Source organism: Streptomyces globisporus (genome assembly GCF_003501885.1).
In the GTDB taxonomy this organism is placed as follows: domain Bacteria; phylum Actinomycetota; class Actinomycetes; order Streptomycetales; family Streptomycetaceae; genus Streptomyces; species Streptomyces globisporus_D.
In genome coordinates this window covers 1-10,767 of record NZ_QWFA01000209.1, presented here as the reverse complement: position 1 = coordinate 10,767, position 10,767 = coordinate 1, and the positions used below count along the sequence as shown (strand labels likewise).

Below are 10,767 nucleotides of genomic sequence, written 5' to 3'. Positions count from 1 at the left end.
GCCCTGCCCCGCCGCCCCCTCCAACAGGGCCGGAGCCGCGTACCGTCCCCCGGCCGGGCGCTCCCGTACCAGGCGCAGGAACGCGGGCGCCACGCTCTCCGGCGACGGCCGTGCCGCGTCCGCGTCCTCCGGGACCGCCGCGGCGTACAGGTCCGTCGCCATGTCGCCCGGGTCGACCGCCCACACCCGCAGCCCCGGCTCCTCCTCGCCCAGCACCGCCGCCAACTGGTCCAGCGCCGCCTTCGACGCCCCGTAACCACCCCACGTCGGGTACGGCTCCGCCGCCGCGTCCGAGCTGATCACCACCACCGCCCCCGCTTCCGAGGCCCGCAGCGCCGGCAACGCCTCCTGGACGAGACCGAGCGCCGCCACCACGTTCGTCTCCAGCGCCCGCCTCAGCCCCTCCAGCGGCAGCACGTCCAACCGGACCAGCGGCTCCGCGCCCAGCACGCTCGCGTTGCTCACCAGCAGGTCGAGCCCGCCCAGCGAACCGGCCGCCGCCACCAGATCCGCCCGGTGCGCCGAGTCCGTGACGTCCCCGGGGACCGCCACCACCCGCGTCCCGTACCGCCCGCGCAGCTCCCGCGCCGTCTCCTCCAGCACCCCGGCGGTGCGGGCGTCCAGCACCAGGTCCCAGCCCTCCCCGGCCAGCGCCCCCGCCAACGCCCGTCCCAGCCCCTTCGAACCACCCGTGATCATCGCGACCGGCATGGTGACCGTCCCCTTCGTACCCTCGGCGTCCGCCGGGAGACCCCGGCGATGTCACCGTAGGAAGGCCCGGCCGCACCGCGCCTCGCCCCGGAGCCGCACTCGTACCCGGCACTTCGGCGTAGGTCCCGGGCAGTCCTACGACCTCCGGCCGAGGGACCGCCCGCCCGGGCCTAGGTCCCGGCGCGCCGAGCACCGACCCGGGCCCGATACGACCGCCCGGACCTCGCCGGTACGGTGATCCCATGAGTCATCGCCCGCCGTCGGGCCTCGCCGCGGTGAGTGCCGCGCTGCTCGCCATGAGCCGGCACCTCGAAGTGGGCGACGTCCTGAAGACGATCGTCGCCTCCGCCCGCGAGCTGCTGGACGCCCAGTACGCGGCCCTCGGCGTCCCGGACGACCACGGCGGCTTCGCCCAGTTCGTGGTCGACGGGGTCAGCGACGAACAGTGGAAGGCCATCGGCCCGCTGCCCCGGCAGCACGGCATCCTCGCCGCGATGCTGCACCAGGCGAAGCCCGAGCGACTCGCCGACGTCCGCAAGGACCCGCGCTTCGAGGGCTGGCCCGACGCGCACCCGGACATGTCCGACTTCCTCGGCCTGCCCATCACGGACGGCGACGAGATCATCGGCGCGCTGTTCCTCGCCAACAAGATGTGCCCCAAGCCCGAGGGCGGCTGCGGCTTCACCGCCGAGGACGAGGAACTCCTCTCGATCCTCGCCCAGCACGCCGCGATCGCCCTGACCAACGCTCGCCTCTACGAGCGCAGCCGCGAGCTGACCATCGCCGAGGAACGCTCCCGCCTCGCCCACGAGCTGCACGACGCGGTGAGCCAGAAGCTGTTCTCGCTCCGCCTCACCGCCCAGGCCGCCGCCGCCCTCGTCGACCGCGACCCCGTCCGCGCCAAGGGCGAGCTCCAGCAGGTCGCCGTCCTCGCCGCCGAAGCCGTCGACGAACTGCGGGCCGCCGTCGTCGAGCTGCGCCCGGCAGCCCTCGACGAGGACGGTCTGATCGCCACCCTCCGCACCCAGATCCAGGTCCTGGACCGCGCGCACGCCGCCGAGGTCGCCTTCGAGAGCTGCGGAGTGCGCGCGCTGCCCGCCGCCCAGGAGGAAGCGCTGCTCCGGGTCGCCCAGGAAGCTCTCCACAACGCCCTGCGCCACTCCGGGGCGGAGCGCGTGAGCGTCACCCTGGCCCGGCGCGGCACCGCCACCGTCCTGCGCGTCACCGACGACGGGGGCGGGTTCGACCCCACCGCCGTCCGGCGGGCGGGACGCCACCTCGGCCTCGTCTCCATGCGCCACCGGGCGAGCAGCGTCGGCGGCCGACTCACCGTTGCATCGGAGCCCGGCAAGGGCGCCACGATCGAGATGGAGGTCCCCGGTGGCTGACAAGATCATCAGGGTGCTGCTGGTCGACGACCACCAGGTGGTCCGCCGCGGACTGCGCACCTTCCTGGAGATCCAGGAGGACATAGAGGTCGTCGGCGAGGCGTCCGACGGCGCGGAGGGCGTGGCCCGGACCGAGGAGCTGCGCCCCGACGTCGTGCTGATGGACATCAAGATGCCCGGCACCGACGGCATCGAGGCGCTGCGCCGCCTGCGCGAACTCGACAACCCGGCCAAGGTCCTCATCGTCACCAGCTTCACCGAGCAGCGCACCGTGGTCCCCGCCCTGCGCGCCGGGGCCTCCGGTTACGTCTACAAGGACGTCGACCCGGACGCCCTGGCCGGCGCCATCCGCTCCGTCCACGCCGGACACGTCCTGCTCCAGCCCGAGGTCGCCGGGGCCCTCCTCGCCCAGGAGGACGCGGGCACCGGCACGGGCCGTGGGAGCACCCTCACCGAGCGGGAACGCGAGGTGCTCGGCCTCATCGCCGACGGCCGGTCCAACCGGGAGATCGCCCGAGCCCTCGTCCTCTCCGAGAAGACGGTCAAGACCCACGTCTCGAACATCCTGATGAAGCTCGACCTGGCCGACCGCACCCAGGCGGCGCTGTGGGCGGTACGCCACGGAGCGGTGGGCTGACGTCGCCGACGTTCCCCGTCCGGACCGAGATTCATACTGTCGGGTGTATGTCACCCGAACGGCGCAACCTTCCGGGCGGCACGGCGTTCTCCAGGACGTGCTGCGGCGGCTTGCCGCAGCCTTTCTAGGAGGATCCTGAAGTGAAGAACCTGAAGAAGGCCGCCGCCGTCACGATGATCGCGGGCGGGCTCATCGCCGCCGGCGCCGGTGCCGCCTCCGCCACCGGCCACAGCGGTGCCGACGCCCACGGCGTGGCCACCAACTCCCCGGGCGTCGCCAGCGGCAACCTCGTGCAGGTCCCGGTCGCCGTCCCGGTGAACGTGGTCGGCAACACGGTCAACGTGGTAGGCCTGCTCAACCCGGCCTTCGGCAACCTGGGCCTGAACCACTGACCACCCCCTGAAGCCGGAAGCCCCGCCATTCCAGCCCGTCCGGCGAGCCTTTCCAGCCCGTCCGGCGCTTGAGGACGGAACCCTCACGGCGGGGCTCCCGAGCCGGCAACAAGGCCCCGCCCAGGGACACCGCACAACCCAGCCCGTCCGGCGCTTGAGGACAAAGGGCCCGCGCCCCTACCGCCGCACCTCCCCACCCTCCACATACGCGTTGTACGCGGCAACAACCGCCCGCCGGGCCACCCGCTCCACCGGCCGCAACGCGGCCCCCCGCGCCGCCATCTCCGCCGCGCTCACCGCACCGCCGTGCCCGTTCTCGTACGCCACCGAGACCAGCAGCCCCACCCGCTGCGCCATCTCCAGCACCCGCACCGCCCGCGGCGGATATCCCGGCGCCAGCACCTCGCGCCCACCACCCCGCTCCACCCGCGCCCGGTACGCGTCCACCGCCGCCTCCGCCACCGGCCCGGAACCTGCCACGTCCAGCTGTGACAGCACCGCCGTCGCATCCCGCAACGCCTCCGCCAGCTCCCGCTCCGCCTCGCCCAGCGACGGCACATCCGCGGGCGGCGCCTCCCGCACCGGCAGCACCCGCCACACCACCTCGATGTGCAGATCCCCCTCCGGCCCGGCCTCGCTCACCTCCGGCACCAGCCCGTACGGCACCCCGTACGCGACGACCGCCTCCTCCGCCTCCAGCGCCCGCGCGTTGAAGTCCGGCGGACCGCTCAGCCCCAGCGGATGCCCCGGCACCGGCAGCGCGACCCGGAAACCGGTCGCCCCCAGCCCCCTCAGCCGCCCGAGCGCCAGCGTGAGCCCGACCGGCCCCGCCTCACCCGGCAGCCCCTCGACGCGGTGCACCGCGTCCTCTCCGACAATCGCGAGGGCCGCCTCGTCCGGCGAGACGAGCCCCGCCAGAAGCGCGTTTCCCCAAGCGGCCAACAACCCTGAACGTGGTTCGACAAGCATGCCGACAGCCTAAGGAACGTCCGGGCCGAGCCCGGGGTCCGGACCTCACGCCCGAACCACTCGCGCGGTGGCGTAGGTTTTCCCTGGGAGCCGTGCCCACCGGCACGCGACGATCGACGAGACTGCTTGGGGAGACAACGCGCCATGAGCGATGTACTGGAGCTGGTGGACGTATCCGTGGTCCGCGACGGACGCGCTCTGGTGGAAGACGTCTCCTGGTCGGTCAAGGAGGGGGAGCGCTGGGTCATCCTGGGCCCCAACGGCGCCGGCAAGACGACCCTCCTCAACCTCGCGTCCAGCTACCTCTTCCCGAGCGTGGGAACGGCCACCGTCCTCGGCGAGAAGCTGGGCGGCGTCGGCACCGACGTCTTCGAGCTCCGCCCCCGCATCGGCATGGCGGGCGTCGCGATGGCCGACAAGCTGCCCAAGCGCCAGACCGTGCTGCAGACGGTTCTCACGGCCGCGTACGGCATGACCGCCACCTGGCACGAGAACTACGAAGCCGTCGACGAGGAGCGCGCCCGCGCCTTCCTCGACCGCCTCGGCATGACCGAGTACCTGGACCGCAAGTTCGGCACGCTCTCCGAAGGAGAGCGCAAGCGCACGCTCATCGCCCGCGCCATGATGACCGACCCCGAGCTGCTGCTCCTCGACGAGCCCGCCGCCGGGCTCGACCTCGGCGGGCGTGAGGACCTCGTCCGCCGCCTCGGCCGCCTCGCCCGCGATCCGTTCGCCCCCTCCATGATCATGGTCACCCACCATGTCGAGGAGATCGCACCCGGGTTCACCCACGTCCTGATGATCCGCCAGGGCAAGATCCTCGCGGCCGGCCCCATGGAGACCGAGCTCAGCTCCCGTAACCTCTCCCGCTGCTTCGGCCTGCCGCTCATCGTCGAGCACACCGGCGACCGCTACACCGCCCACGGCCTCCCGCTCTCCTGACCGCCGCACCCCGACCGGCAGGCATTTCACCGGAGTTGACCCCCGTGCGCCCTGTCGGTGACGCACCGACAGTCCTACGATGACCATGTGGACATCGACGCATGGGTGTGGTGGCTGATCGGCGCGGTGGGACTGGGCATCCCCCTCGTCCTGACCGCGATGCCCGAATTCGGCATGTTCGCCGTCGGGGCGGTGGCCGCCTCGGCCGTCGCGGCCCTCGGCGGCGGAATCGTCGCCCAGGTGCTGGTCTTCGTCCTGGTCTCGGTCGCACTGATCGCCGTCGTGCGCCCCATCGCCGCCAGACACCGGGCCGGACAGCCAGGACAGGCCAGCGGTATCGACGCCCTGAAGGGCCGTCAGGCCGCCGTGCTGGAACGGGTGTCGGCCGACGGGGGCCGCATCAAGCTCGCCGGCGAGGTCTGGTCCGCCCGTTCCTACGACGCCGACCAGGTCTTCGAGCCCGGCACCCAGGTCGATGTCGTCGACATCGACGGAGCGACGGCCGTCGTCATGTGACCGAAGCACGCACGGGGCGGGCCCAGGTCTGCCAGACTCGAAGTCGATCATGTCGATCACCACGAGAAACTGGACCGGCCCGCAACGCACGGACCACCGGCCCCGCATGAGCACCGACCCCGATCACCGCTATCCACCGGCCAACCGAAGGGCACGAGAGACACCATGAACTCGATCGTCATCGTTCTGATCATTCTGGTGGTGCTCGTCTTCATCGCCCTGATCAAGACGATTCAGGTCATCCCGCAGGCCAGCGCCGCCATCGTCGAGCGATTCGGCCGCTACACCCGCACCCTCAACGCGGGCCTGAACATCGTCGTCCCGTTCATCGACTCGATCCGCAACCGGATCGACCTCCGTGAACAGGTCGTGCCCTTCCCGCCGCAGCCGGTGATCACCCAGGACAACCTGGTCGTCAACATCGACACCGTCATCTACTACCAGGTGACCGACGCCCGCGCCGCGACCTACGAAGTGGCCAGCTACATCCAGGCGATCGAGCAGCTCACCGTCACGACCCTCCGCAACATCATCGGCGGCATGGACCTGGAGCGGACCCTCACGTCCCGCGAGGAGATCAACGCGGCCCTGCGCGGCGTCCTCGACGAGGCCACCGGCAAGTGGGGCATCCGCGTCAACCGGGTCGAGCTCAAGGCGATCGAGCCGCCGACCTCCATCCAGGACTCGATGGAGAAGCAGATGCGCGCCGACCGCGACAAGCGCGCCGCGATCCTCACCGCCGAGGGCATCAGGCAGTCCCAGATCCTCACCGCCGAGGGTGAGAAGCAGTCCGCGATCCTGCGCGCCGAGGGTGAGGCCAAGGCCGCAGCCCTGCGCGCCGAAGGTGAAGCCCAGGCCGTCCGCACGGTCTTCGAGGCCATCCACGCCGGAGACCCGGACCAGAAGCTCCTCTCGTACCAGTATCTCCAGATGCTCCCGAAGATCGCCGAGGGCGACGCCAACAAGCTCTGGATCGTGCCCAGCGAGATCGGCGACGCCCTCAAGGGTCTCAGTGGAGCCTTCGGCAACCTCGGCGGCGGCGTACCCGGCTTCAACACCGGCGGCGACGGTGGAAACGGCGGGGGCCCCAAGGGCGGCATCCCGGCCCCCGCGGTGGAACGACGCGAGGAACCCCCGGTCTCCTGACCCCGAAAGCCCTTCGTGCATGATCAGTGAGGCCCCTCGACCTTCATGGCGGGGAGGCGTCACTGACCACCGAAGGAGATGGCCTTGTCCATCTGGGAAATACTCGCCGTCTTCGCGGCCGGAGTCGGGGCGGGCACGATCAACACGATCGTCGGCTCGGGCACCCTGATCACCTTCCCCGTCCTCCTCGCCACCGGCCTCCCCCCGGTCACCGCGACGGTCTCCAACGCGCTGGGCCTCATCCCCGGCTCCATCAGCGGAGCCATCGGCTACCGCAAGGAACTGGCCGGCCAGCGCCGCCGGATCATCAAACTGGGCGTCGGAGCCGCCATCGGCGGTCTCATCGGAGCCACGCTCCTGCTCGCCCTGCCCTCCACGGCCTTCGAGACGATCGTCCCGGTCCTCGTCGCCATGGCGCTCGTCCTCGTCATCCTGCAACCACGCATCAGCAAAGCCGTACAGCGCCGCCGCGAACACACCGGCACCGAGGCCCGCCCCGACGGCGGCCCGCTCCTGTTCACCGGCCTGATGCTCGCCAGCGTCTACGGCGGCTACTTCACCGCCGCCCAGGGGATCATCTACCTCTCCCTCATGGGCATGCTGCTCGACGACACGATGCAGCGCCTCAACGCCGTCAAGAACGTCCTGGCCGCCATCGTCAACAGCATCGCCGCGCTGTTCTTCCTCTTCGTCGCCCACTTCGACTGGACTGCCGTCGCCCTCATCGCGATCGGCTCGGCCATCGGCGGCCAGATAGGCGCCAAGGTCGGCCGCCGTCTGAGCCCCACCGTCCTGCGCGCCCTCATCGTGGCCGTCGGCACGGTGGCCATCGTCCAGCTGCTGCTCCGCTGACACACGTGGGCCCGCCCCCTGCCGGGGACGGGCCCGCACCTCCATCACCAGGCGTACGCCGACTACGCCGCCGCGGCCGCCCGGTCCAGCCACTCAGGTAGCTCCGCCCGGTCACCGGCCCCCATCGCCAGCAGCATCGCCTCGGCGGGGGAGGGCACGAACGGCTGCTTCAGCAGCGGCATCCCCGCCTGCTCCGGCGTACGGGCGGCTTTGCGGTGGTTGTCCTCGGCGCAGGAGGCCACCGTGTTCAGCCAGGTGTCCTGCCCGCCCTGGGCCCGCGGCACCACGTGGTCGACGGTGGACGCCCGCCGCCCGCAGTACGCGCACCGGTGCTGGTCCCGTATGAGCACACCCCTTCTGGACCATGGGGCCTGTCTTCGGAACGGCACCCGTACGTACCGGCAGAGCCTGATCACCCGGGGCGCCGGAATGTCCACGGCGGCACCGCGCATACGGAGCTCGGGATGCGACTGCTCGACGACGGCCTTGTCCGTCAGGATCAGGACCACCGCACGGTTGAGCGTCACTGTCGACAGCGGCTCGAAGCTCGCGTTGAGAACCAACGTGTCACGCATCCTGCCCACCTCCCGTGTGCCGCCCGCCCCCTGGCAGGCCCGGATCAACTCTGGCTGGGCAGGCCGCGATGGACAACGCAATAAAAAATGCCCTGCTCTGATCTCTCCAAGACCAGAGCAGGGCAAACAGCAGACGAACTAATCGCCGGCGGGAGCCTGGTACTCACCGATCAGCTGCGCACGCCCGAGCGTATGGAACCGGAGGTTGAACCCGACCACCGCGGGCGAGGAATCACTGTCGATCCCGAGCTTCTCGGTGTCCACCGCGTACACCGTGAACACGTACCGGTGATTCTCGCCGGCCGGCGGCGCGGCGCCGCCGAACTCCTTCGACCCGTAGTCGTTACGCGCCTGGACGGCACCCGCCGGCAGCCCCTTGAACTCCCCGCTGCCCGCACCGGCGGGCAACTCGGTCACCGAGACCGGGAGGTCGAAGAGCACCCAGTGCCAGAACCCGCTGCCCGTCGGCGCGTCCGGGTCGAAGCACGTCACGGCGAAGCTCTTGGTCCCCTCGGGGAAACCCTCCCACCGCAGCTGCGGCGAAGTGTTCCCGGCCGCAAGCACCTGAGCGTCGCCCAGCACGGCTCCCGGCGCGAGGTCGTCGCTCACCACGGTGAACGCCGGCACCTCCGGATGGAAGTCGTGCGGCAGCGGGGCCCTGTTCGGCTCGGTCACGTCTCGCACCTCTCCTGATCGGTTCGTCTGCCTTCTTCCCCGACTGTAGGGGGCGTACCGCTCTCGCTCCGAAGGGCGTACCGCCGCCTAGAGCCAGTTGCGCTGACCGCCGACCTGGGCGAGCCACTGGTTGAGGTACGCCGCCCAGTCGGTCTGCTGGTAGTCGTGCAGCCCCACCTTGAACGCGCGGTAGGAGTCGCTGCCCTCGCTGAACAGCCCCGGCTTCTTGTCCATCTCCAGGACGACGTCCATCTCACGGTCGTCGGCGACGAAGGTCAGCTCCACCTGGTTCAGCCCGCGGTACTGCGCCGGCGGGACGAACTCGATCTCCTGGTAGAACGGCAGCCGCTGACGCGTCCCGCGGATGTGACCGCGCTCCATGTCCGCGCTGCGGAAGCCGAAGCCCAGCTGCCGGAAGGCGTTGAGGATGGCCTCCTGCGCCGGCAGCGGGTGCACGTTGATCGGGTCCAGGTCACCGGAGTCCAGCGCCCGGGCGATCTCCAGCTCGGTGGTCACCCCGATGTTCATCCCGCGCAGCTGCTGGCCGCCGAACATCGTGATCGGCGTCTCCCACGGGATCTCCAGACCGAACGGCACCACGTGCACCGCGCCCGCCTGCACCTCGAAGGCGCCGCCGAGGTTCAGCTTGGTGAACTCGATGTCCTGCTTGGTCTCCTGGTCCCCGCTCTCCACCTCGACCCGCGCCTGGAGCCCGACGTTGAGTCCCTCGATCTGCTGGGGGACCGAACCGCCCTGGATCCGCACCTCGCCCTGGACGACCCCACCGGGGACGACATTCGCCTCGGTGAGCTCGGTCTCCACCGAGGCACCGCCGGCACCCATGCTCGCGAGCAGCCGCTTGAAGCCCATAGTCACTCCTTCTTGGTCCTGACCCCTACATACGCGCCACGACGGTAGCCGGTTCCCGTCCGAGCGATCCCAGTACCCTCGGACGCCATGACCAAGAGCCCCGACCGCACTCCACTGACGCGAGACTTCTTCGACCGCGACGTCCTGGAGGTCGCCCCGGACCTGCTCGGCCGCACCCTCGTACGCCGGGAGCCGGCGGGCACGATCGAGCTGCGCCTGACCGAGGTGGAGGCGTACGCGGGCGAGATCGACCCCGGCTCGCACGCCTTCCGCGGCCGTACGGCCCGCAACAGCACGATGTTCGGCCCGCCCGGCCACACGTACGTCTACTTCACGTACGGGATGTGGCACTGCCTCAACCTGGTCTGCGGCCCAGACGGACATGCCAGCGGAGTTCTGCTCCGGGCCGGCGAGATCAACGTCGGCGCCCACCTGGCCCGCGACCGACGCATCTCGGCCCGAAACGACAAGGAACTGGCCAAAGGCCCGGCCCGCCTCGCCACCGCCCTCGACGTCGACCGCGACCTGAACGGCAGCGACCTCTTCGGCGGCCCCACCCCGGCGCTCTCCATCCTGCACGGCACCCCGCCGCCGCGTGACCTCGTACGGAGCGGCCCCCGCACCGGAGTGGGCGGCGACGGAGCCCATCAGCCGTGGCGCTTCTGGATCGAGGGGGACCCCACGGTGAGTCCGTACCGCGCCCACGCACCGCGCCGTCGGCCGAGCCGCAAGGCGACTTGACGAGCCCTCGGCGGACGCCTAATGTAGTCCGAGCCGCTTGACACGGGTACAGCTCTCGGCACAGTCCATCGGACCGGACCGGGCCACTCGAAGCGGCCACACCACTACCTACGACTCACCCTGGCGGGTGCGAATTCGGCATGCCCGCAATTCTCCCTATCGGCTCGATTATGAGCTGCCAGGAGAATCGGTTAACGTAGTGGACACGCCGAAAGGCAAGGCCACTCCACAGGCCGCCAGAAATCGAATTCGGACCGGAAACGGAACGAAAAAGAGTCTGGTAAAGTTGGAGCCGCCGGAAAGGGAAAGCGCGAAAGCGAAGAACCTCGAAAGCGCCCCGCTTCGACCGGGAA

General features: G+C 70.7%; 13 protein-coding genes. 8 read left to right on the top strand and 5 right to left on the bottom strand.

Translation table 11 applies throughout. From position 1 onward, the window contains the following. The coding region (locus D3105_RS28860; protein WP_133305718.1) for an SDR family NAD(P)-dependent oxidoreductase at positions 1 to 711 on the bottom strand (711 nt) is incomplete at its 3' end. Positions 712 to 953: 242 nt separating this feature from the next. Here D3105_RS28860 and D3105_RS28855 point away from each other — a divergent pair. The 3 genes from D3105_RS28855 (at position 954) to D3105_RS28845 (ending at position 3,128) form a co-directional block, all read left to right on the top strand. Further along, the gene (locus tag D3105_RS28855; protein ID WP_118905897.1) at positions 954 to 2,099 is read left to right on the top strand and encodes a GAF domain-containing sensor histidine kinase; all 1,146 of its coding nucleotides are present in this window, start codon (positions 954 to 956) and stop codon (positions 2,097 to 2,099) included. After that, positions 2,092 to 2,736, top strand: coding sequence for a response regulator (locus D3105_RS28850; RefSeq protein ID WP_032784339.1), 645 nt, complete (start codon positions 2,092 to 2,094; stop codon positions 2,734 to 2,736). The genes D3105_RS28855 and D3105_RS28850 overlap by 8 nt, the downstream gene beginning before the upstream one ends. Before the next feature lie 140 nt (positions 2,737 to 2,876). Next, a complete protein-coding gene (locus D3105_RS28845; RefSeq protein WP_030586340.1) occupies positions 2,877 to 3,128 on the top strand; it encodes a chaplin family protein in 252 nt (83 codons plus the stop codon). Positions 3,129 to 3,305: 177 nt separating this feature from the next. On the opposite strand, the gene D3105_RS28840 is transcribed toward D3105_RS28845, so the two are convergent. After that, the gene (locus D3105_RS28840) at positions 3,306 to 4,097 is read right to left on the bottom strand and encodes a hypothetical protein (protein ID WP_118905896.1); all 792 of its coding nucleotides are present in this window, start codon (positions 4,095 to 4,097) and stop codon (positions 3,306 to 3,308) included. A 144-nt stretch (positions 4,098 to 4,241) separates the two neighbouring features. Between D3105_RS28840 and D3105_RS28835 the strand changes: the two genes are divergently transcribed. The 4 genes from D3105_RS28835 (at position 4,242) to D3105_RS28820 (ending at position 7,553) form a co-directional block, all read left to right on the top strand. Then, a complete protein-coding gene (locus D3105_RS28835; RefSeq protein ID WP_118905895.1) occupies positions 4,242 to 5,039 on the top strand; it encodes an ABC transporter ATP-binding protein in 798 nt (265 codons plus the stop codon). Between the two features lie 87 nt (positions 5,040 to 5,126). Continuing rightward, positions 5,127 to 5,555: an NfeD family protein gene (locus tag D3105_RS28830; protein WP_118905894.1), complete on the top strand. Its 429-nt coding sequence runs from the start codon at positions 5,127 to 5,129 to the stop codon at positions 5,553 to 5,555. 165 nt (positions 5,556 to 5,720) lie between these two features. Further along, positions 5,721 to 6,701 carry an SPFH domain-containing protein gene (locus tag D3105_RS28825; RefSeq protein ID WP_118905893.1) on the top strand — a complete coding sequence of 327 codons (981 nt, stop codon included), beginning with the start codon at positions 5,721 to 5,723 and terminating at the stop codon, positions 6,699 to 6,701. Positions 6,702 to 6,779: 78 nt separating this feature from the next. Beyond that, on the top strand, positions 6,780 to 7,553 hold the full coding sequence (locus D3105_RS28820; protein WP_206272937.1) for a sulfite exporter TauE/SafE family protein: 774 nt from the start codon (positions 6,780 to 6,782) through the stop codon (positions 7,551 to 7,553). A gap of 62 nt (positions 7,554 to 7,615) precedes the next feature. Here the strand turns inward: D3105_RS28820 and D3105_RS28815 are convergent, their stop codons facing one another. The 3 genes from D3105_RS28815 to D3105_RS28805 all read right to left on the bottom strand — a co-directional run bounded on the left by D3105_RS28815 (position 7,616) and on the right by D3105_RS28805 (position 9,673). Beyond that, positions 7,616 to 8,128, bottom strand: coding sequence for an HNH endonuclease (locus D3105_RS28815; protein ID WP_030586321.1), 513 nt, complete (start codon positions 8,126 to 8,128; stop codon positions 7,616 to 7,618). A 138-nt stretch (positions 8,129 to 8,266) separates the two neighbouring features. Continuing rightward, positions 8,267 to 8,803 carry a YbhB/YbcL family Raf kinase inhibitor-like protein gene (locus D3105_RS28810; protein WP_118905892.1) on the bottom strand — a complete coding sequence of 179 codons (537 nt, stop codon included), beginning with the start codon at positions 8,801 to 8,803 and terminating at the stop codon, positions 8,267 to 8,269. 87 nt (positions 8,804 to 8,890) lie between these two features. Continuing rightward, positions 8,891 to 9,673 (bottom strand): sporulation protein, encoded by a 783-nt coding sequence (locus tag D3105_RS28805; RefSeq protein WP_118905891.1) that lies wholly within the window; start codon positions 9,671 to 9,673, stop codon positions 8,891 to 8,893. Between the two features lie 87 nt (positions 9,674 to 9,760). Here D3105_RS28805 and D3105_RS28800 point away from each other — a divergent pair, with 87 nt between their 5' ends. Then, on the top strand, positions 9,761 to 10,414 hold the full coding sequence (locus D3105_RS28800; RefSeq protein WP_118905890.1) for a DNA-3-methyladenine glycosylase: 654 nt from the start codon (positions 9,761 to 9,763) through the stop codon (positions 10,412 to 10,414). Positions 10,415 to 10,767: the final 353 nt, after the last annotated feature.

Excerpts from the sequence above, each read along its gene's own strand:
- D3105_RS28855 (WP_118905897.1), top strand. The coding sequence starts at position 954 with ATGAGTCATCGCCCGCCGTCGGGCCTCGCCGCGGTGAGTGCCGCGCTG.
- D3105_RS28840 (WP_118905896.1), bottom strand. The coding sequence starts at position 4,097 with ATGCTTGTCGAACCACGTTCAGGGTTGTTGGCCGCTTGGGGAAACGCG.
- D3105_RS28835 (WP_118905895.1), top strand. The coding sequence starts at position 4,242 with ATGAGCGATGTACTGGAGCTGGTGGACGTATCCGTGGTCCGCGACGGA.
- D3105_RS28825 (WP_118905893.1), top strand. The coding sequence starts at position 5,721 with ATGAACTCGATCGTCATCGTTCTGATCATTCTGGTGGTGCTCGTCTTC.
- D3105_RS28820 (WP_206272937.1), top strand. The coding sequence starts at position 6,780 with ATGGCCTTGTCCATCTGGGAAATACTCGCCGTCTTCGCGGCCGGAGTC.
- D3105_RS28815 (WP_030586321.1), bottom strand. The coding sequence starts at position 8,128 with ATGCGTGACACGTTGGTTCTCAACGCGAGCTTCGAGCCGCTGTCGACA.
- D3105_RS28805 (WP_118905891.1), bottom strand. The coding sequence starts at position 9,673 with ATGGGCTTCAAGCGGCTGCTCGCGAGCATGGGTGCCGGCGGTGCCTCG.
- D3105_RS28800 (WP_118905890.1), top strand. The coding sequence starts at position 9,761 with ATGACCAAGAGCCCCGACCGCACTCCACTGACGCGAGACTTCTTCGAC.